Raw genomic sequence first — 21,691 nt, forward strand, 5'->3', positions numbered from 1 at the left:
CTTTGAATATATAGTAATTAGCATATTTCTTAGCCCTATTGTTATAAGCACGCAAACACAAATCCATATACTAAATGAATGTTAATTTTTCCTTAAAAGAATACTATTCAACAGGCTTTATGGTTGTAATCCAAGTACCAACAAAACACAAACTCAAACTTGACGAAAATTGGTACAAAACCTTGACTACCGCCCGGAGTCTTAACCTAAATTACTTATGCATTTGTTGAACCCCGAATAAATTTTTATTCGGGGTTTTTTAATTTCTTCATTTGGGATAATTCCAATACAAGCATTCATATTTTAAATTATTTAGAAATTCAATTGACATAAATAGTCTATTTTTGAGTCCTTATTAATAAATCATTGAAATGAGATTATTTCTTCTTTTAGGAATTATATTATTATGCTTTGGATGTAAAAACGAAACAAATGTTAATGTCCAAGAAGACATCCAGATAATGCCTCTGGATAGTCTTTCCAAAAAAAGCATATCGTTAGATCTTTTAAAATTATCTACACAAGCAGAAAAAGATCTGAGTAGTTTTGAGGATTTTAAAAATCTCAAGAATTTAACACAAACGATGAGAGGAGCTAATCCTTTTCATGTTCGCAAATATGCCGATAGTATAAATGGACTGATTCAAACTTTTGAAGAAAATCTATCTGAGGATTTAAATGTAAATACTATAAATGCTCGAATAACTATTTTATTAACTGAAGCTGGGTTACTACGACAATTAACAGAACAAAAACATCCTGAATCAGAAAAGGTATTAGATGCTAACACGCGTTTAATAACAGCTTACAATAGTCTAATTATCCAGCTTAATGAATTATCATTAGCCATACCAGAAAACATTGAAAAGGAACTCCTAAGAGAACTAGAAAATAAAGAAGAATAAGACCATGCATAAACTAATCATCTCTTCCCTAATATTGTTATCCATATTTGGCTATGGGCAACAAAATACTGCAATTGATAAAACTCTAGATGCCTGGCACAAAGCAGCTGCCGATGCAAATTTTGATGCCTATTTCGAACTTATGACAGACGATGCCATATTTATAGGTACGGATCCCACAGAAAATTGGTCATACAATGACTTCAAAGCTTTTTCAAAACCTTATTTTGATAAAGGTAAAGCATGGAGTTTTTCGACCCTCCAGAGAAACATTTTTGTAAAGGATAACGCAACTATTGCCTGGTTTGATGAATTATTAGATACTCAAATGGGTATTTGTAGAGGTAGTGGGGTACTTTTAAAAACTCCTAAAGGCTGGAAAATAAAACACTACGTATTATCTATAGCCATCCCTAACGAAAATGTAAAGGAAATAACATCGCTTAAGAAGAAATTTGACACCGATTTAATGAGTACATTAAGATCTGGTAAAAACTAGTTTAAGCTTTGCTGAAATTCTTCTAAATTTGAGAAGCAATGCTCTGCTCCATTAGCAATAAGTTTTTGCTTATTTCTATCTCCAATGCCCACAAAATCTAATGATAAGTTTTTGGCTGTTTTTAAATCCCATAAGCCATCACCAATAGATACAATTCTATCAAATTTGGAGATCGAATAAAACTTTTTTGCCCTCTCTATAGCATCCATTACAAACCCTTCTCTAGATTCATGTGTTTTTGAAGTCGCCAAAATCTGCTCATCATACCATAGGTTACATTGTTCAAGTTTTACCATTGCTGGTTTTGGTAATGCTCCTGTAGCAAAGCAAAAAGGAATATCTAATTTTTTAAAATACTGAAGCAACGCTCCAGCTCCTATAATTTCGTTTATCTCATCAAATTTACTCATTTGATGCACCAGATCTTCCTCAAAATCATTTAATAATCCATGAGGCATATCTTTCTTAAAATTACGTTCGTAATTATACCTTAATGCATAACTATCGGTATGATGTTTATAATTATTATAATCAGTATCAATATCAAGAATCCCAAGAGATTCTAATGATTTGGTAACCGAAATAAGGTACATAGGTACACTATCTGTAAGTGTGCCATCAATATCGAATATGTATAGCGTATTTTTCAAAAAACGTAAGTATTAAAAGGCGTACTTTAAAGAAGCTATAAAATTCCTTCCTGCTCCCGAAATTCCAGAAGAATATGGCCTATATCGCTGATCTGTAATGTTTTCTACAGAGAATATTCCGGTTATTCCTTTAGTAAATTGATATTGCGTTCTAAGGTTAAGTGTATACCAAGAAGGAGAAAAAGGGTTTCCGTTCTCATCTTGAGCATACAAGAAATCATTATTTCGTTGTGACTCAGCTAGATCTTCAAAATCAAATTTACCGTTATACGTAGCAAAAGTGCTAATCATCAATTTATCCGTAGTATAGGTCAAACTGGTATTACCAAATTGTGGAGATACATGCCTTGATGGTGTTATATCTCCGTCATCTAACTCTTCTTCTCCTCCAACAAAAGTATACTGAGAAGCAAATTCGAAGTTACTAGCGAATTCGTACTTAACCCCTGCTTCAAAACCATAAATTCTAGCTCTAGCTGCATTTTGAATGGCTTGTACATTACTAAGCTCTCCTCCAAAATCAATCTGAGTTTCTCCGTTAAGGCTAAAATCTCTTCGTACTAATGCATTATCAAGATATGTATAATAGGTAGCTAAATCTAGTGAAAAATTCTTTCCGATAGTTGCACTTAACCCTAGTTCACCATTATAGGCATATTCTGGCTTCAAATCTGGATTAGGTACTACAACAGATCCAGGTTCTGAATCAAATATTTTACCTACATCATCTATATTAGGCGCTCTAAATGCTGTTGAAAAATTAAGTTTCCACTGTAAAATATCATTTGGTAACCAGCTCAATCCAGCTGTTCCAGTTATTGCATCTGTATCTATATTTGCCTCATCAAAAGGAAAGTTAAAAAATTCATCATCAAATTGAGAATACAAGATGATTCTATTATATCTCAGTCCTCCTTGAAACCTCAATTTCTCGCTAAAATTATTTTTTACACTTAAATAAGCAGCTATAGATTGCCAGGTAGAACCATCTGGGTATCTTGAAGGTGCCGAAATTGTTTCGCCTGTTTCGATATTAAGTTGCGAACCATCAGAAAACACATTATTTAGCACATATTCTAATCCGTAATAAAGCGATATCTTTTTATTATATTTTTTTTCGAAATCCAAATTGATAGAATATGCATCAACTTGCTCTTGCGTTCTTTCTAATGTTGTACTTCCAAAATTACGGTCATTTCTACTCTCTTCAAAGAATTGGTATGCTGCCGTAATCCTCATTTTATCATAAAAAGTACCATTAGACTTTTGCGCTACTTGAAGATTACCCATGAACCAACGCTGCGGACCATAAAACCACTCTGCAGATCTTAGATTTCCGTCTGTACGTCTAATTAAACGATCATATCTTGGATAATCTGATGTTTCTGTATAAATCAAACTTGCATTAAAATCCCACGTTTCGTTAGGGGTAAAATGAACCTTTTGTAACAGATTAACTTGATCATACCCCGTAAACACTTGTTCTTCTGGATCATCATTTTGCACTACTACATCAACCCCATCTACTCTCTCTACATATTCATTTCGTAAATAATCATCAGGACCATTGCTTCCCATTTTTAGATCATCAAAATCCGTATAACTCACACTCGTTAAAAACGCCCATTTCTCTAGTCCAATATTTACATCAACGTGACCCGTAATTTCATTACTTGCACTTGCATATCTAACCAAAGCATTTCCGCTAAGTTTTGATTCTCCGGATATAGCAAATTTTGGTTGTGTAGTATAAAAATTTAAAACCCCTCCAACGGCATCACTACCATAAACTACAGAACCCGGGCCTAATATCACTTCGGTCCTTTGTACTGTAAATGGATCTACAGATATTACGTTTTGTACATTTCCACCTCTAAAAATAGCGGTATTCATACGTACGCCATCTACCGTTAACAATAATCTGTTGGTAGAAAACCCTCTAATAATAGGACTCCCTCCCCCTAATTGGCTTTTTTGAATATATACTTGTCCACTACTTTGTAAAAGATCAGCAGAGGTTTGTGGTGTAGATAAGGCTATATCTTCTGCAGAAATACTAACTATTTTTTGCGAAATATCTTTTTTGTCCTGTTCCCATTTGGATACCGAGATCACTACTTCTGAAAGTTGATTCTCATCAACATCTAGATAAACATTACCTCCAGATTTAAGTATCTCTGATTTAAGCATTTTAAAAGGAGCATGCGAAACATGAGCAAAGTATAAAATCTCATTATCCAGGAATATCGACACATCTGCTATTCCGTCAAAATCAGTCACCGTACTTTTTGATTTATCTTCATTATATATAGCAGCATTATCTACCGGAACATTAGAAGATTTACTCACTACCGATATCTTCTGCGCATTTACAAATGGAAAGCAAAGTAAAATAAATAAAACTGATATAAATAAACGCATAATTCAATTAAAAATCTCTCTTAATACAGAGAGCGATTTGGGCTTCTTAAAACCGTGCAAATGTAACTCAAAATATACTAATAGCATAGTAAGAATCTCACTTCGTGCAATCTTTGATAATCTAATATTCATACTCTCCTCAAATGTTGTGCCTAAAAAAATTTTAAATTTGGAAACATGATCACCTTTAACACAGTATAAATTGGTTTTTCCTGCCTGAAAAATACCATCTTGCATATTAAAATATTCATAATCTACATCGGATACATCAGGAAAAAAACCCAAATATTGGGTTAGTTTTATTAAGAAAGTGATATGAAAATTACCTATTGCTTCATTGGTATCAAGCCATAGAATCGTAGTTTGCAAATATTCAAACAAATCGACATTGGCTTCTTCTTCTTGAATGGAACTTTTTAGAATATCTGAAATAAAAAACACCAAAGAACTTTTAACAAAATCCGTATGTAACGAATTAAAATGAGTGAGTACTCTTGCATCCTTGATACGCTCTAAAGTCCCTTTATTTTTATGCGATGCTTCAATCTCTAATAACATCAAGGGTTGAAAAAAAGAAGAACGAATTTTACCTTTTTTTGACTTTAGCACACCTCTTTGCATATAAGACCGTAACCCTTCGGTTTTGGTAAACAGTGAAACAATTAAATCTGCCTCACCATACCGTATAGATTGTATTACTATTGCCGGAGAATTAATAATCATATAGCACGAAAATAATTAATAAAAGTATGGTGTTCCTTCGACCATTTTATGATTCCCAAAATAAGGTAGATCCTTATAAAAACTTACTTATTGTTTTTGCTCTGGGGGATAACCCATCATTGCTTTACTCATTATTTTTTGAAAAAAATCGATGCGCGCATGAGGCGCGGCATGAGGATAAAATCGTTTTTCGGTAATTGCTTGCCAAACCAGTTCATCTCGTTTTACATCTACCAAATCTGTAGTGATTTTCATATAAACTTTTGGACCACCAATAGGTATTGATCCTCCCACACCTATACCAATTCCAGAACTCCCTCCACCAATTCCTACACCTACATTGTTGTTTGAAGATCTTTGTGTAGTTACTGCACTAAAATTAACATAAACATCAGGATTAATGGCTTTCACAAATCCTTGATTCTTCATCATACTCTCTGTTACTTCGATCAATCGTTTTTGATCTAAATCACTTAATCCCGAATTCATTTCGGGGAAAAAATTATATGTTTTATAAGCAGAAAAATCTTGTTTTTCATCATAATCATACCCCAAGTTTGATGCTCCGCACGAAACCAAAAAAACTGAAAAGAATAAAATAATTAGTTTCTTCATAACAATTGCTTTTACTATAAAAGTACGTAACTAAATTTTATAAGCCTGCGCTGTTCTATTATTTAAAAAAAATCTATGCGTTTTTTAAATAAAAAAAGCTACTTGAATGATACTCAAGCAGCTTTTTTTGTGTATAATTTTTATTTACTGTTTACCTTCCATTCTAAAGCTAAAATGCCATTCGTGTGGAAACCAAACATCCCAATCTTCAAGACTTGTATTATCTCTTTCTCTAGATTGACCCGAAAAACCACCAGCATTATGTACTTCATCAGTTTCCTCTAGATTTGCCGTAGAGCTCATTGTTACTGCTAGAGCCTCCCCATTCACCAAATGCCATAAAAAATAATAATTAGTATCTTTTTTCAATAACAAATTCAATGACGATAAATCGAAATCTATCCAACCACCATTAAATGGACCCGTAACGGTAGTCGTTTTAGAGGCTATGATTGTTCCATCAGATTCTCTAATGTTTAATTTTAACTCAAAGTCTCCACTATATGAAACACCAGTAGCATGAGAAGCTAATCCTTCACGGAAATGTGCGCCAAATGAACTTGGGTATGTATCTTTTTTCAATATTACTGTTTGCCCAGTACCTACATTTCTTTGTCCAAATGCGTTCGGAAAATTGGGATCTATTTCTCTATCATCTCCACCAAACCACTTAAATGCATTTGTGATATCACATTGCACAGCATAATCTTCATCCATTAGCGCTATGTCAATTACATATTCTTTAGTATCCCCATTTTCTGCCGTAACTGTATATGTTACAGGAGTGGAATAATCCATCACAGTTTCTGGATCCGGAGTTATAGTGGCTCGATCAGAAATTGAAGTCTTTGTAGATATAGAAGTAAGGTCAGTATTAGGAAATATTCTTTGATTAATTCTTCCATTTTCTTCATCAATATCTAAACCTATTTCGAAAAGATTAGTCATAATTTCAAAAGACAACATTGCCTTTTCTGGGCTTAATTCTCTTTTTATATCGATCAGATAATTTTTTGTTTCCCCATTCTCTGCCGTAACTACAAAATCAATAGATTCTTTAATATTAGTAATCGTACTTGGATCCGGTTCAATAGTTGCCCGATCAGAAAGTTCAATAAGAAAACTTACATCTTCATCATTAATATAGTAAGGTACCATTCCTGCTACACCATCATCCTGAATCTCAAAATCTTTTTCAAAATCTCCGCTTGTAAGCTTTAAAGATAACATTGCTTTTTCTGGACTTAACTCTCTTTTTATATCAACCAAATAATTTTTTGCTTCTCCATTCTCTGCCGTGACTACAAAATTAATAGACTTTTTAATATCAGTAATCGTACTTGGATCAGGTTCGATAGTTGCCCGATCAGAGAGCTCAATAGCAAAACTTACATCTTCATTATTAACGTAGTAAGGTACCATTCCTGCTACGCCATCATCCTGAATCTCAAAATCTTTTTCAAAATCTCCACTTGTAAGTTTTAAAGATAAAAGAGAATTCTCAGTATTTAACACTCTATTGATATGTACAGTGTACTCCCGTTTTTCTCCGTTTTCTGCAGTAACTATAAAATTTACTGGTTCTTTTAAAGAAGTAATTGTTGCCGGATTTGGTTCTATTGAAGCTTTTGGAGAGATTATTACTGTTAATTGAACTTCTTCTTCATTTACATAATAAGGCACAGTCCCGTCAACTGCGTTATCTTTGATTTCAAAATTTTGTTCATAATCATCACTGGTTACTTTAAATGATGTAATAAAATTACTATCACTTAAAATTACTTCTTCCTCATCTTCATCACATGAAGAAAAACACCCAATTAGGATCGAAAAGAACATAGCTTGCCCTAATCTAAATAGATTTTTTGTCATTTTATTTTAAATATTGAATTAATAAAGTGGCGGGTAGCAGGCGGCAAAGATAATTTTTTAAATAAAAAAAGCCGTTTAAAAAATAATTTTTTAAACGGCTTTTAAAAATTTTATTTATTACTATTAGATCACTCCTTGAGCAAGCATTGCGTCTGCAACTTTTACGAAACCTGCAATATTAGCTCCTTTTACATAATCTACATATCCGTTACCATCACCTCCGTATTCAAGGCAAGCAGAATGGATATCTTTCATAATTTGTTTTAATTTATCATCAACCTCTTCTCGAGTCCAGTTATAACGTAACGAATTTTGAGTCATTTCTAACCCAGAAGTTGCAACACCTCCTGCATTAGAGGCTTTACCTGGTGCAAAGAATATTTTAGCTTCATGAAAAGCAGTAATTGCTTCGGGAGTACTTGGCATATTTGCCCCTTCACTAACACAAACACATCCATTCGCTATAAGCGTTTTAGCATCGTCTCCATTTAATTCATTTTGCGTAGCACATGGTAGCGCTATATCACATTTTACTCCCCAAGGAGTTTTACCTTTATGAAATTCTGCCGAAGGGTATTTCTCTACATACTCATGGATACGTCCTCTTTTTACATTTTTAAGTTCCATCACAAACGCCAATTTCTCGGTATCAATACCATCTTTATCATAAATATATCCAGAAGAATCTGAAAGTGTAACCACCTTAGCTCCTAATTGAACTGCTTTTTCTGTAGCATATTGAGCAACATTTCCAGAACCAGATACCGTAACTGTTTTTCCCGCAAATGATTCTCCTTTAGTTTCTAACATATTTTGTGCAAAATAAACAGCACCATACCCTGTAGCTTCAGGGCGAATAAGAGATCCTCCCCAAGTAATTCCTTTACCAGTTAATACACCAGTAAATTCGTTACGCATTTTACGATACATTCCGAATAAGAAACCAATCTCACGACCACCAACTCCTATATCCCCAGCGGGAACATCTGTATCAGGGCCAATATGCCTAAATAATTCACTCATAAAGCTATGGCAAAAACGCATAATTTCATCATCAGATTTGCCTTTTGGATTAAAATCAGATCCTCCTTTACCACCACCCATTGGTAGTGTGGTCAAACTATTTTTAAATACTTGCTCAAAGGCAAGAAATTTTAGTATACTAATATTCACTGTTGGGTGAAAACGTAATCCTCCTTTATATGGTCCAATAGCAGAATTCATCTGTATACGATATCCTCTATTGACATGAATTTCTCCTTTATCATCTACCCAAGGCACACGAAACATAATCGCTCTCTCCGGCTCTACCATTCTTAACAGAATGTTTTTACCATTATAAATTTCTTTTGTAGCAATATAAGGGATTACGGTTTCGGCAACCTCTTGTACTGCCTGTAAAAACTCTGGCTCATGCGCGTTACGAGCTCTTACTTCTTCCATGAATGCATCTATCTTTGCTTGCATATGTTAATTAAATTAATGGATTCTTATTCGAAGGTTATTTTATCGGTTCAAATATATGATATTCTTAAAAAAACAGGTGTATTTTTTTCAATTTAATAACACCTTATCCTATTGCTTGTTCTAGATCGGCAATTAAGTCGTCAACATCTTCTATTCCTACACTTAATCTAATTAATGAATCTACAACTCCAGTCTTTTCACGCTCTTCTTTTGGTATAGAAGCGTGGGTCATACTAGCAGGATGCCCTGCAAGACTTTCTACTCCACCGAGTGATTCTGCCAGGGTGAAAATTTTCAGGTTTTCTACTATTTTAATTGCACTATCGTAATTACTTCCTTTTGTAACAAACGAAATCATACCACCATAACCATCCATTTGTTCCTTAGCAACATTATGACCAGGATGATCATCAAAACCAGGCCAATACACTTTTTCGATCTTAGAATGGCTCTTTAAGTATTTTGCTATCGCTTCTCCGTTCTCACAATGACGCTGCATACGAATATGCAATGTTTTAATTCCTCTTAAAGCTAAGAAACTATCTTGTGGCCCGCAAACTGCACCACTAGCATTTTGAATAAAATATAGTTTTTTGGCAAGTTCTTCATTTTTTACTATTAATGCGCCCATTACCAAATCACTATGTCCTCCAATATATTTAGTAGCACTATGCATCACAATATCGGCTCCTAGATCCAATGGTCTCTGCAAATAAGGAGTTGCAAAAGTATTATCTACAGCAAGTAACAAATTGTGTTTTCTTGAAACCTCTGCCATTGCCTTAATATTAATAATATTCATCATTGGATTGGTTGGAGTTTCTACCCAAATCAGTTTCGTATTATCGTTTATATAGTTTGCTATTTTATCGGCATTATCCATACCAATGAAATGGAATTTAATCCCAAAATCTTCAAAAATCTTAGTAAACAATCGATACGTTCCACCGTATAAATCATTTGTAGAAATGACTTCATCCCCAGATTTCAACAATTTTATTATCGCATCTATGGCGGCCAATCCAGATCCAAAAGCTAATCCAAATTTTCCATTTTCAATACTTGCCAATGCGTCTTCTAATGCTTTTCTAGTAGGGTTATGTGTTCGACTATATTCAAAACCCTTATGCCCTCCTGGTGTGGTTTGAGCATACGTCGAAGTTTGATAAATCGGAGGCATCACAGCCCCGTAAGCTGGATCATGCTTTTGCCCCCCGTGTATTGTTTTCGTATTAAATTTCACTAAATGATCTCTTTTAAATAAGAAAAATTAACTTCGTCGTTTTTTTGTTAAAAAACTACACAAATGTATGATTTAATTCGTTCTAATCACATTTCATTGAATACCTTTAGTAGATGATTAACACAAAACCTAACACCAACCTCAAATTGATATTTTTTATCTTAATTATGGTTGGGATATTTAGCTGCAATACCCGGGAGTCCTTAACTTTTGAAGCCTACCATTTGTCTACCGATAATTTGTCAAACTGTAAAAATATAGATTGTGCTCTACTCGAAATTAATTTATTAAGAAGTATTAAAGATGATCAAATTTCTATGACAATAAATAAGGAAATTGAGAACACGGCGTGTATGCTTTTAAATGTTGGAGAAAACGAATCAGAGAATACAATTGAACAAGCCATGTTGGAGTTTAATCGCTCATTTATAAAGATAAGTAATGAATTTAATGATGAAATTGTGCCTTATGAAGCCAACATTAATTGCAATATTAATTTTCAATGTTCAAATCTGATTTCGGTACTAATGGACTCCTATCTGTTTACAGGAGGAGCACATGGCTATGGTGCGATTACTTTTATAAACATAGACCCATATACTGGTAAACGATTCTCTAACCAATCTTTATTTAAAGAATTTAATGATTTTGAAAGGTACACAGAAAGAGTATTTAGATCAAAGCAAGAAATTCTTGAACACGAATCTATTAATAGTACAGGATTTTTTTTTGAAAATGATCAATTCGCTTTGCCTGAAAACATTGGGTTTACCAAAGATCAAATCATACTACATTATAACTCCTATGAAATCAGTTCGTATGCTGAAGGTCCTGTTGAAATAAAAATACCAAAAGAAGATGTAACTCCTTTTTTAGCAATAGAAATCGAATAACACTACTCTATTCTTTATGTTCTTTAATCCAATTACTCGCCTCAGAAGTATACCAATTTTTTGAAAAATTATCAGCATTAACAATATGCTCAAAATGATATCTTGCCTGATCATTATCTCCTTTTCTATCATAATATGTACCCATATACATATGAAGATATGGGTCATTACTATCTTCTTTTAATAATTTCACTCCGATTGCTTCAATGTTTTTATCAAACTCATTAAACTCTCCTAATTCTTTATAAAATGCAATGTCTTTTAGAAAGGTAAGATTATGTAATAAATTTATATCTGCATATTCTAAATAATTTGGATATTCTAAAAACACCCTATGTAACAACGCTGTGCTGGTTTTCATTTTATTTTGATCAAACCTAGCCATAAAAGATGCCGCTAATGCCTCTGATAGAAGTTTTTTTCTATAAAAATTTTGATCTACATACCTTTTAGCTTCTGTTTTTTTTATCTCTAAAAGCGCCATATCTTCTAGAGACAAAACATAGTTTTTTAAAAAACTAAGAGCAAAAAGCGATGCCGTAACGTCTCCATAAATCAACCTTGCAGGATCACTCATTAAGTTATTATTAGCGAGCAGAGTTAGTGTTATTTTTTTAGACGGAATTTTAAGTAAAAGGCTCGAATAACAATCATATTGCCCATATGCCCAAATTAACTTCAAACCCTCAAACTGTTGACTAAAAATGCCATATCCATAAGGGAGTTTTTCATCTACTCCTGTAAACATTTGGTTTCTTGATGATTCAGAAATTAGCCTATTATCATCAAAAGCTTGATTAAAAATTCTCAAATCACCCAAATTAGAAACAATCCCTGCAGATGTCGAAAATCCATAATCTATAAAACCATTCTCAATACCATTCTCAAGACGATACGGTTCTGCAATTTTTAATTTATTCTGAACTATTTGAAGAGAATCCTTGAGCAAATATGTATTTTTTAACCCTAAGGGCTCAAAAATTTCTTCTGTCATTAAGGTTTCAAAGGATTTTCCCGTAGCTTTTTCGATTACTGTGGTTAATGCTCCAAATCTAGAGCTATAGTAGAACTTTTTTCCTATTTCTCCTTGAGAAGTATGAGATAAAATATGTTTTACCAAAATTGAATCGCTAACACCAACCTCTGGAAGGTATTTTTTTAATGAATCATCTAACGAAAGTCGACCTTGCTCAACTAATTTCATCATCAAAACGCCAGAAAAAACTTTGGTCAAAGAAGCTATTGGAAATAACGCAGTAGAGTCAAGTTTGATTTGAGATTTTAAATTAGCATACCCCAAATAATCTTGATACACAATTTCATTGTTTTTCTCAACAGATACTGCAAGACCAGGTATTTGAAAATATTCTTTTAATTCCTTTACTTCTGTTGCAAATTTTTCAGAACTAGTAGGTATAATCTCTTCTTTCTGAGCGCAACTAGAAATCAACAAAAGAACTGCACCAAATACATATAATGATTTCATTTTTTTATTATTTAGACAAACATACCTCATTTAGAAAGTATTGCTGGTCTTTAAACTGCTTTTCTAAGCGCCAAAATATAGCCAAGATGAATTCCTTCATGAAAATTATTAAAATCCATCGCGTCTTCGATCGACTTTAATACGAATCCTGTGCTAGTAGGGTACTCATTAAAATTTTTAAAAATACCTGCTTTCATATCTTTTTCCGTTTGATCCAATGTAGAAAACAAAAGCTCTTTTACCACATTTACCTCATCTTGAGTAACAGCTCCCTCGGTTTTGGTGCCTTTTTTATATGCATTCACCATCTCTTCACTCACCATCATAGGCAACCCACTAAGCTTATATACTAGTAATTGTTGGGTAACTATCACATGCGCGATATTCCAAATTAAGTTATTAGTAAAACCCTCTGGCACTTTATTTAGTTGTTCCAAAGAATAATGATCTAACATTTTTTCTAACGCTTTTCTATTTACTCTTGTAATTGCTAATGGATCTTGCATATTGTTCTTAATTTTTAGCCAAAAATATGAGTTTTAATTTTGAAATGAATTTCCTTTGTGATGATTTTGACATTTAAAATAAACTGTTTTGAAAAAAATATATTATCTATCAACATGTGATACGTGCAAACGTATTATTAATGAATTAAATCCTTCTTCTGATTTTGTACTTCAGGATATAAAAACAGAGTCAATTACTTTGGGTCAAATTGAAGAAATGCATGGTTTTGCTGGAAGTTATGAGGCTTTATTTAGCAAACGTGCCCGGTTATATAAAGAGCGTGATCTCAAAAACCAAAATTTATCTGAAGATGATTATAAAAGTCTAATCCTGGAGCACTATACTTTTTTAAAACGCCCAGTGATTTTATCTAATCATCAGATTTTTATCGGAAACAGTAAAAAAGTGGTCGAGGCAGCAAAATCGGCTATTTAACCTATGAGTAAAAGAACATTAGCACTTATGGCTGCAAGTTTTGTAGCTATATTTTATGGAGCAAATTATACTATTGCCAAGGATGTTATGCCTCATTACGTACAACCTTTTGGTTTTATTGTACTGCGTGTTGCTGGTGCTTTTTTACTGTTTTGGGCGATTAGTTTCTTTGGGCCAAAAGAAAAAATAGCACGTAAAGATTTTATGCAGATTGCCTTAGCTTCGTTATTTGGCGTAGGCATTAACATGCTAGCATTTTTTGAAGGTCTTAACCTAACCACTCCAATAAGCGCTTCTGTATTAATGGTAACCACTCCGATTATCGTTTTGATACTTGCTGTGGTTTTCCTAAAAGAAAAAATAAGATTATTAAAAATTATTGGTGTACTAATTGGTCTTTCGGGCACACTCTTGATCATTCTATATGGCACTGGCAATTCTGTAACTGCAACTAATCCAACATTAGGTAATTTTCTCGTATTTGTAAACGCAACATCTTATGCTTGCTATATTATAGTAGTAAAAAAAATAACTCAAAAATATCACCCCTTTACATTTATCAAATGGATGTATGGTATCGGTTTTATTTTTGTTCTACCCTTTGGTTTTTCGCAAGTATTGGATATGCAACCAGGTTTAATCCCTTTAGAAGGGTATCTTAAAATAGGGTATGTAATTATTTTTACCACATTCGGAACATATATCCTTAATATTTTTGCGCTTAGAGAACTAAAGCCTACCACAGTAGCAGTTTTTATTTATCTGCAACCCATGCTAGCATCTATATTCGCTATTGGGTTAGGAAAAGACACATTGGACACTATTAAAATAGCAGCTACTCTTTTAATTTTTCTTGGCGTTTATTTGGTGACTAAAAAACCAAAAGTATCAAGCTAAATCAACTGGCACTTTAGCAAATTTTCTAGTATCTTCTTTGGTAAGAATTTTAAAGTTATCAGGGTGTTCTATCTTTCCTAAAAACTCACGCATTTCTTCTGGAAGCGCTATCAACTTACGTTCTCCCAAATCCATCCAGGCACCCATCATTTCGCATTGCGCAAAATTGCGTCCTTTATGATCGTAAAAGTTATGCCTGAATTCGAAAAATTTTCCATCCTCACTTAATCCAGAAACTTCAAGAGAAACTTTTATTGGTCTTCCGTAAAAAACCTCTTTAAAATAATAAATGTGCTCATAAAAAACTACAGGACCAATATTAAGTTTGCCCAATATACGCCTATCAAATCCTTGCTCTGTCAAAAAAGACATTCGAGTATGTGCTGCCAATTCTATATACGCTTTATTAGCCAAATGGCGATTAGCATCAATATCATTCCATCTTATCTCGAAATCTTTTATGTACATAATCTTTATATTTTAGAACTACAAAAATACAAAACATTTCACTATGCGCGCATAATAAAAACAACCTTATTACCCAATTTACGATCAAAAAATACACTATGATTGTACATCAAGCTAAATTTTAAATCCTTCAAGTTTTGAAAACCTATATGGTCTTCTTATTTTAGAACAAAAATTCACATGTACATCAAACGAAATATTGGCTGGGGCCTTATCATTAGATATGCCTGGAAAAACCTTCTTTTCTTCCTTATATATACTACAGGTATTTTTTCTCTATACTATTTTTTAGATTGGACATTTATTGATATTCCTTTTCAACCACTTACTGTAATTGGTATTGCAGTTGCCTTTTATATAGGTTTCAAGAATAGTCAGAGTTATGATCGTTTTTGGGAAGGCCGAAAAATATGGGGAGGTATTGTGAACTACTCCAGGACATGGGCAAATCAAGTATTGAGTTTGGTAAATGAAGATTATGAAACCAAAAGAGTTTTAATTTATCGTCATATTGCATGGATTAATGCTCTTAGAATTCAGTTACGCCAACCCAATTCTTTTTCTATCAAAGAAAATGCCGCTGTAGAAAAATTATTCCGATCGCATGGGGAGCAAAAACCTTCATGCCTTGCCACTAAAAGTTTTGTGAATGATGATGAGTATCAAGATTTATTAAAAAGAAAAAATACTGCTACACATATCGTAAAAAATCAAGGTTTACATATTAAAAAACTATATGATGCAGGTAAGATTACCGAATTTGATAAGCTACTTTTTCATGGTGTTCTAGAAGAACTATATAACCTGCAAGGAAAATGTGAACGGATTAAAAACACTCCTTTTCCAAGACAGTATGCATATTTTAGTACAGTATTTACATGGATTTTTGTATTGCTACTCCCTTTCGGTATGCTTAACGTTTTTGAGACTGAAATACACGATATGGCCAATGAAATAAAACCATGGTTTATTTTTTTAATGATCCCGTTATCTGTTTTAGTATCCTGGATGTTTACCACCATGGAAAAAGTAGGAAGTAATAGTGAAGATCCTTTTGAAGGTCGAGTAAATGATGTACCAATGACCGCTTTATGCAAAACCATAGAAATTGATTTACGTGATATGCTCGATGAAAAAGAGCTTCCCGAAAAAACAAAACCCATCGACAATATCTTGTATTAATGCCTGTAATTAAATCACATTACAACCCACCCTTTCTATTTAGAAATGGACATTTTTCTACTATTTATCCCAATCTATTAAGAAAGGTAAAAGGACTTAAACAGAAAAGAGAACGAATCACATTAGAAGATGGTGATTTTATAGATTTGGATTGGAGTTTTGCTGCAAAACAAAAATCAAAAAAAGTGGTTATTATAATTCATGGCCTGGAAGGTAATGGACAACGTCAGTACATTACTGGTCTAGCTAAACATTTAAATACTAATGATTGGGATGCTGTTGCTGTTAATTTGAGAAACTGTAGTGGAGAAGTCAATTTATTATACAGATCGTATAATGCAGGAGTAAGTGAAGATTTGGAAGAAATTATAAACCACATTTTAGACAAATGCTCCTACGATTCAATTTCATTATGTGGATTTAGTCTTGGAGGTAATATCGTTCTTAAATATTTGGGAGAAGGAAGAAAAATTCCTTCAATCATAAGGTCGGGAGTTGCAATTTCGGCTCCTTGTGATTTATACGACTCTTTATTAGAAATTAATAAACCTAAAAATTTCATCTACGAGCAACGATTCATAAAACACCTCAAGGCCAAATTACATGAGCGTCAAGTTGTATTCCCTGATGAGATTAGTATTGCCGATATAAAAGCTTGTAAATCCTTAATAGACATTGATAATCTATACACCAGCAAAGCACATGGATATACAGATGCTCTAGACTATTATACCAAGTGTAGTAGTAAACAATTTTTAAAAAACATAACCATCCCTACTCTTATCCTTAGTGCAAAAAACGATTCTTTTTTAGGGCCAAAATGTTATCCCATAGATGAAGCTACGATAAATACTCGCGTTTTTTTAGAAATCCCTGACTATGGGGGGCATGTAGGTTTTTACACGAATGAATCTGTTTATTACAATGAAAAAAGAACGCTAGAATTCTTCGTAAAACATTTAGAATAAGGCGATAAGAAAGGCTTTTCTTACACAGTCATTTAATCAAACGAACGTTACGCCAGTGTTAAGGTTTTATAAAGAATTTTCTCTCCACTTGATCGAAAATCTTTTTTTTATTAAGAATATTTTAAGAGTTTTGGCCGTTTCTTGTTTTTTCACCAAGGAATCTAAATTATTACTAACTCAAACTCAATAAAAATGAAAAAAAGCTACAGAAGCTTCATTTCTTTAGGAAGCCTCAAGGGGGAGACTCCTAAAACCATGAGTATATTTGTTCTTTTAACAATGTTACTCCTATCTGCTGGATTGTTTGCACAAACACCGGCTCAAAAACAACAAATACAACAACAAAGTAACCTAAGTAAACTAAACCAATTACAAAAAGAAAACTTACAAAAAGCACAACTACAGAAAAAAAATGCTACAAAAGCTGCTCAAGAAAATGGATGGCAAACTCAAATCATGTCACGAGATGGGTATTCTGAATTACAGAAAGTAGCTTTCGATGGTAGTCCAATTTATTACACCACATACAATGTAAGTGCTGCTAGATCAACTAGAACAAACCATTTAAACTCTGGAGGTTCATTAGGATTAAATCTAGACGGACAGAATATGACCGCCCATGTATGGGATGGTGGTCATGCCAGAGAATCACATCAAGAATATGATGGCCCTGGAGGAAACAATCGTGTTACTATTCAAGACATCGCATCTGAAGGAGGTGTTCAACTTAACTTTCATGCAGGGCATGTAACAGGAACAATTGCTGCATCGGGTGTACAGGCAAATGCCAAAGGTATGGCTCCACATACCAAAATTAATGGTTATATGTGGAATAATGATATTGCTGAAGCTACTGATGCTGCAGCAAATGGGATGATAGTTTCTAATCATTCTTATGGTTTCAGAGGTGATTTAGTACCAGATCAATACTTTGGAGCATATATCGACGAATCAAGAAGCTGGGATGAAGTAATGTTTAACGCACCATACTATCTTATGGTAGTAGCAGCGGGTAACGACGGAAATCAGAATTCATATAACGGTGCGCCTCTTGATGGTAACTCTTCTTATGATAAGTTAACAGGTCATTCTACTTCTAAAAACAACCTTGTTGTTGCTAATGCACAAGATGCTAATGTAAATAATGATGGAACTTTAGTTAGTGTTTCTATTAACAGTTCTAGTAGTGAAGGTCCAACAGACGACTATAGAATCAAGCCAGATATTACTGGTAATGGTACAGGGGTATATTCTACATATGCAAGTAGCGATACAGCTTATAATAGCATAACCGGTACTTCAATGGCTTCGCCAAATGTTACTGGTTCTTTATTATTACTACAACAACATTACAATAACTTAAACGGAAATCTAATGAGAGCGGCTACCTTAAAGGGTGTTGCTTTGCATACCGCCAATGATGCAGGACCTTCTGGTCCAGATGCAGTATATGGATGGGGATTACTTAACACTAAAGCTGCTGCCGAAGTAATTTCGAACGTTAGTAGTGGTGATACCAAGGTTGAAGAATTAACTTTAAATAGCGGTCAAACGTATACGATTACAGTTGATGCTGATGGAGTAAATCCACTAATGGCATCTATTTCTTGGACAGATAGACCTGGTACTGCTATCACAGGAACTAATGACAACACTCCAGTATTAGTTAATGATCTTGATATTAGAGTTACAAAAGGTTCTACTACTTATGAGCCATACAGGTTAACAGGAATTACTACCAACGGAACAGGAGATAACACTGTAGATCCATACGAAAGAATTGATGTTGCAGGTGCTTCAGGAAGTTATACTATTACTGTTACTAACAAAGGTTCTTTAACTGGAGGAAGTCAAAACTTCTCTCTTATTGTAACTGGATTAACAGGAACTCCTGTGGTATGTAATGCTACAGTACCTACTGGTGTTGCTACATCTAATATAGGTTATGACACTGCGACAATTAACTGGACTGCCGTACCTGCGGCTACATATGATTTGCGTTATAGAGCGACAGGAACATCTAACTGGACAACACAAGATGTTAGTGGAGCCTCTGCAACACTTAGTGGATTAACACAATTAACTTCTTATGAAGTACAAGTGAGAAGTAAATGTGATAACGGAACAACGTCGTCGTATACATCTTCTACTAATTTCAGTACAACAGAGTTCCAATTGGTGTATTGCGCATCTAATGGAAATAGTGTAGCAGATGAATATATAGGTCGAGTACAATTAGAATCAATAGATAACACAACGGGAGCCGGAGCTGGTGGATATAATGACTTCACTTCGATATCTACGAACTTGGCCAAAGGAGGAGATTATACAATTACAGTTACTCCTACCTGGACAGGAACTCAATATAATGAAGGATACAGTGTATGGATTGATTACAACCAAAACGGTGATTTTACAGATGCTGGTGAACAAGTTTGGACACAAGCCCCTACACAAACTACTCCTGTAAGTGGAACATTTACAGTACCGGCAGGTGCAACAGATGGAAATACAAGAATTCGTGTTTCTATGAAATACAATGGTCTTCCTACTTCTTGTGAATCGTTTCAATACGGTGAAGTAGAAGATTACACAGTAGTAATCGGTGGATCAACAGGAGGTGATACTCAGGCACCAACTGCTCCATCAGGACTAGCAGCTTCAAATGTAGAACAAACAACATTAACATTAACTTGGAATGCATCTACGGATAATGTGGGTGTTACTGGGTATGATGTATATCAAGGAAGTACTAACCTTGGAAATGTTAACGGAACAACAACTAACATTACTGGATTAACAGCTAGTACAGCATATCAATTTAGTGTAGTTGCAAAAGATGCCGCAGGAAACGAATCTACTGCTAGTAATACAGTAAATGTTACTACTGCAGATGCACCAGATACTCAAGCACCTACAGCACCAGCGGGATTAGCTGCTTCTAATATCGCTCAAACTACGTTGACATTAACTTGGAATGCGGCTACAGATAATGTAGGCGTTACAGGGTATGACGTATATCAAGGAAGTACAAATCTTGGAAATGTTAACGGAACAACCACTAACATTACCGGATTAACAGCTAGTACAGCATATCAATTTAGTGTAGTTGCAAAAGATGCTGCAGGAAATGAATCTGCTGCTAGCAATACAATAAATGTTACTACTACCGGAACAGGTGGCGGTACTGGATGTACTTCTGGCATTTCATCTTTCCCATATAACGAAGGGTATGAAAATACTTTAGGTGCTTGGACACAGTCAACAGCAGATGATATCAACTGGACAGTAGATGCAAATGGTACCCCATCAAATGGAACCGGACCATCTAGTGCGACTCAAGGTTCTTACTATATCTTTGTTGAAGCTTCAGGAAATGGAACAGGGTATCCAAATAAACAAGCAATCTTAAACTCTCCTTGCTTTGACCTTTCTGGTCTTACGCAAGCTAGTTTTAAGTTTAATTATCACATGTATGGATCTACAAATATGGGAAGTATCTCTGTAGACGCAAGTACCGATGAAGGTGCAACATGGACAAGTATTTGGAGCCAAACTGGTAATAAAGGTAATTCTTGGCAAAGTGCAGATATTGATCTTTCTGCTTATCTAGGCGGTGGTGTTCAATTACGTTTTAACAGAATTACTGGTAGTACTTGGCAAGCTGATATCGCTATCGATAATATATCACTTACCAATTCTACTGGCGGTGGACCTGTTGATCAATGTGATGGTGTTGCGGCATGGAGCAGTACACAAAACTATCAAGCTGGAGATCGTGTAACTTATCAAGGGAATTTATACGAAAGAACAACAACAGGATGGACAAACCTTGGTCCTTGTGGTACAACAACTTCATTTACTACCACATCGGATACAAATGGTCCACCAGTAAACAATTTTGATACAGCTGTAACTGTATTCCCTAATCCAGTTTCTGGAACAAATCTTAATGTTTCTATAAAAGGTATAGGAACTCACCAATACAACATATTAAATATGTTGGGTCAGGTTATAGATCAGGGAACATTTACAAATACAATTAAAGTAGATCGTTTAGAAGCAGGTTTGTATATGCTTCAAATAGACAATTCTATAAATACTCGTTTTGTAAAAGAATAGAGTCAATAAATAGCCAAGCTTTAAAACCCTTGAAGAAGTTTCTTCAAGGGTTTTTTTACATCTAATCTTCTAGTTAGCAAACTACTGACTTACCGTAATCATTCGAAAAATAGATTCTTTTCATCGACCTAATACAAAAAATAAAATGAAATCTCTAGGTCCATTTGTTAATTTTTCGAAGGTTTTCCACATTTAAACGTAGGATTAACCCTTCGTTAACTAACGATTAACAATTGTTAAGACAACGTTAAGGTTTATTAATGTGATTTTTTCAGCACTTAGTCGAAATTATTTTAAATACTGAAAATAATTCAAGAGTTTTGTCTTTTTCTTGCATT

General features: G+C 34.0%; 18 protein-coding genes. 8 read left to right on the forward strand and 10 right to left on the reverse strand.

From position 1 onward, the window contains the following. Nucleotides 1–371: 371 nt before the first annotated feature. Together DK508_RS15955 and DK508_RS15960 are read left to right on the forward strand one after the other, a co-directional pair. Nucleotides 372–905 carry a hypothetical protein gene (locus DK508_RS15955; protein ID WP_109301788.1) on the forward strand — a complete coding sequence of 178 codons (534 nt, stop codon included), beginning with the start codon at nt 372–374 and terminating at the stop codon, nt 903–905. A 4-nt stretch (nt 906–909) separates the two neighbouring features. Beyond that, nucleotides 910–1,404, forward strand: a complete 495-nt coding sequence (locus DK508_RS15960) for a nuclear transport factor 2 family protein (RefSeq protein WP_109301789.1) — start codon at nt 910–912, stop codon at nt 1,402–1,404. On the opposite strand, the gene DK508_RS15965 is transcribed toward DK508_RS15960, so the two are convergent. From DK508_RS15965 to DK508_RS15995, 7 genes are all read right to left on the reverse strand, one after another. Continuing rightward, entirely contained in the window at nt 1,401–2,054 is a 654-nt protein-coding gene (locus DK508_RS15965) for an HAD family hydrolase (RefSeq protein WP_109301790.1), read from the reverse strand. The two genes, DK508_RS15960 and DK508_RS15965, sit on opposite strands and share 4 nt — an antisense overlap. Before the next feature lie 12 nt (nt 2,055–2,066). Continuing rightward, nucleotides 2,067–4,403: a TonB-dependent receptor plug domain-containing protein gene (locus DK508_RS15970; protein WP_370443852.1), complete on the reverse strand. Its 2,337-nt coding sequence runs from the start codon at nt 4,401–4,403 to the stop codon at nt 2,067–2,069. 75 nt (nt 4,404–4,478) lie between these two features. Next, nucleotides 4,479–5,198 (reverse strand): DNA repair protein RecO, encoded by a 720-nt coding sequence (gene recO / locus DK508_RS15975; RefSeq protein WP_109301792.1) that lies wholly within the window; start codon nt 5,196–5,198, stop codon nt 4,479–4,481. An 87-nt stretch (nt 5,199–5,285) separates the two neighbouring features. After that, nucleotides 5,286–5,813: a DUF4136 domain-containing protein gene (locus DK508_RS15980; RefSeq protein ID WP_109301793.1), complete on the reverse strand. Its 528-nt coding sequence runs from the start codon at nt 5,811–5,813 to the stop codon at nt 5,286–5,288. 144 nt (nt 5,814–5,957) lie between these two features. Then, entirely contained in the window at nt 5,958–7,685 is a 1,728-nt protein-coding gene (locus tag DK508_RS15985; protein ID WP_109301794.1) for a DUF5018 domain-containing protein, read from the reverse strand. A 123-nt stretch (nt 7,686–7,808) separates the two neighbouring features. Then, entirely contained in the window at nt 7,809–9,152 is a 1,344-nt protein-coding gene (gene gdhA / locus DK508_RS15990; protein ID WP_109301795.1) for an NADP-specific glutamate dehydrogenase, read from the reverse strand. A 103-nt stretch (nt 9,153–9,255) separates the two neighbouring features. After that, nucleotides 9,256–10,395, reverse strand: coding sequence for a cystathionine gamma-synthase (locus DK508_RS15995; protein WP_109301796.1), 1,140 nt, complete (start codon nt 10,393–10,395; stop codon nt 9,256–9,258). Between the two features lie 113 nt (nt 10,396–10,508). Between DK508_RS15995 and DK508_RS16000 the strand changes: the two genes are divergently transcribed. Further along, nucleotides 10,509–11,288, forward strand: a complete 780-nt coding sequence (locus DK508_RS16000; RefSeq protein WP_109301797.1) for a DUF3298 and DUF4163 domain-containing protein — start codon at nt 10,509–10,511, stop codon at nt 11,286–11,288. Between the two features lie 7 nt (nt 11,289–11,295). Here DK508_RS16000 and DK508_RS16005 read toward each other — a convergent pair whose 3' ends face one another. Both DK508_RS16005 and DK508_RS16010 read right to left on the reverse strand, forming a co-directional pair. Beyond that, nucleotides 11,296–12,774 carry a serine hydrolase gene (locus DK508_RS16005; RefSeq protein WP_160114754.1) on the reverse strand — a complete coding sequence of 493 codons (1,479 nt, stop codon included), beginning with the start codon at nt 12,772–12,774 and terminating at the stop codon, nt 11,296–11,298. Between the two features lie 50 nt (nt 12,775–12,824). Continuing rightward, the gene (locus tag DK508_RS16010; RefSeq protein WP_109301799.1) at nt 12,825–13,280 is read right to left on the reverse strand and encodes a DinB family protein; all 456 of its coding nucleotides are present in this window, start codon (nt 13,278–13,280) and stop codon (nt 12,825–12,827) included. Nucleotides 13,281–13,368: 88 nt separating this feature from the next. Here DK508_RS16010 and DK508_RS16015 point away from each other — a divergent pair, with 88 nt between their 5' ends. After that, nucleotides 13,369–13,716, forward strand: a complete 348-nt coding sequence (locus tag DK508_RS16015) for an arsenate reductase family protein (RefSeq protein WP_109301800.1) — start codon at nt 13,369–13,371, stop codon at nt 13,714–13,716. Nucleotides 13,717–13,719: 3 nt separating this feature from the next. Further along, nucleotides 13,720–14,613 (forward strand): DMT family transporter, encoded by an 894-nt coding sequence (locus DK508_RS16020; protein WP_109301801.1) that lies wholly within the window; start codon nt 13,720–13,722, stop codon nt 14,611–14,613. On the opposite strand, the gene DK508_RS16025 is transcribed toward DK508_RS16020, so the two are convergent. After that, nucleotides 14,605–15,081 carry a thioesterase family protein gene (locus DK508_RS16025; RefSeq protein ID WP_109301802.1) on the reverse strand — a complete coding sequence of 159 codons (477 nt, stop codon included), beginning with the start codon at nt 15,079–15,081 and terminating at the stop codon, nt 14,605–14,607. The genes DK508_RS16020 and DK508_RS16025 overlap by 9 nt on opposite strands. 180 nt (nt 15,082–15,261) lie before the next feature. On the opposite strand from DK508_RS16025, the gene DK508_RS16030 reads away from it, so the two are divergent. The 3 genes from DK508_RS16030 (at nt 15,262) to DK508_RS16045 (ending at nt 21,353) form a co-directional block, all read left to right on the forward strand. Continuing rightward, nucleotides 15,262–16,263 (forward strand): bestrophin family protein, encoded by a 1,002-nt coding sequence (locus DK508_RS16030; protein WP_109301803.1) that lies wholly within the window; start codon nt 15,262–15,264, stop codon nt 16,261–16,263. Beyond that, nucleotides 16,263–17,231 carry a YheT family hydrolase gene (locus DK508_RS16035; protein ID WP_109301804.1) on the forward strand — a complete coding sequence of 323 codons (969 nt, stop codon included), beginning with the start codon at nt 16,263–16,265 and terminating at the stop codon, nt 17,229–17,231. Before DK508_RS16030 ends, DK508_RS16035 begins: the two co-directional genes overlap by 1 nt. A gap of 192 nt (nt 17,232–17,423) precedes the next feature. After that, entirely contained in the window at nt 17,424–21,353 is a 3,930-nt protein-coding gene (locus DK508_RS16045) for a S8 family serine peptidase (RefSeq protein ID WP_235016422.1), read from the forward strand. The last annotated feature ends 338 nt before the right edge of the window (nt 21,354–21,691 follow it).

It is taken from the genome of Aquimarina sp. AU474, assembly GCF_900312815.1.
Lineage (GTDB): Bacteria > Bacteroidota > Bacteroidia > Flavobacteriales > Flavobacteriaceae > Aquimarina.

Bases quoted from the DNA above. Each gene is read 5' to 3' on its own strand.
- DK508_RS15955 (WP_109301788.1), top strand. From the start codon at position 372: ATGAGATTATTTCTTCTTTTAGGAATTATATTATTATGCTTTGGATGT.
- DK508_RS15960 (WP_109301789.1), top strand. From the start codon at position 910: ATGCATAAACTAATCATCTCTTCCCTAATATTGTTATCCATATTTGGC.
- recO (WP_109301792.1), bottom strand. From the start codon at position 5,198: ATGATTATTAATTCTCCGGCAATAGTAATACAATCTATACGGTATGGT.
- DK508_RS15980 (WP_109301793.1), bottom strand. From the start codon at position 5,813: ATGAAGAAACTAATTATTTTATTCTTTTCAGTTTTTTTGGTTTCGTGC.
- DK508_RS15985 (WP_109301794.1), bottom strand. From the start codon at position 7,685: ATGACAAAAAATCTATTTAGATTAGGGCAAGCTATGTTCTTTTCGATC.
- gdhA (WP_109301795.1), bottom strand. From the start codon at position 9,152: ATGCAAGCAAAGATAGATGCATTCATGGAAGAAGTAAGAGCTCGTAAC.
- DK508_RS16000 (WP_109301797.1), top strand. From the start codon at position 10,509: ATGATTAACACAAAACCTAACACCAACCTCAAATTGATATTTTTTATC.
- DK508_RS16005 (WP_160114754.1), bottom strand. From the start codon at position 12,774: ATGAAATCATTATATGTATTTGGTGCAGTTCTTTTGTTGATTTCTAGT.
- DK508_RS16010 (WP_109301799.1), bottom strand. From the start codon at position 13,280: ATGCAAGATCCATTAGCAATTACAAGAGTAAATAGAAAAGCGTTAGAA.
- DK508_RS16020 (WP_109301801.1), top strand. From the start codon at position 13,720: ATGAGTAAAAGAACATTAGCACTTATGGCTGCAAGTTTTGTAGCTATA.
- DK508_RS16025 (WP_109301802.1), bottom strand. From the start codon at position 15,081: ATGTACATAAAAGATTTCGAGATAAGATGGAATGATATTGATGCTAAT.
- DK508_RS16030 (WP_109301803.1), top strand. From the start codon at position 15,262: ATGTACATCAAACGAAATATTGGCTGGGGCCTTATCATTAGATATGCC.
- DK508_RS16035 (WP_109301804.1), top strand. From the start codon at position 16,263: ATGCCTGTAATTAAATCACATTACAACCCACCCTTTCTATTTAGAAAT.
- DK508_RS16045 (WP_235016422.1), top strand. From the start codon at position 17,424: ATGAAAAAAAGCTACAGAAGCTTCATTTCTTTAGGAAGCCTCAAGGGG.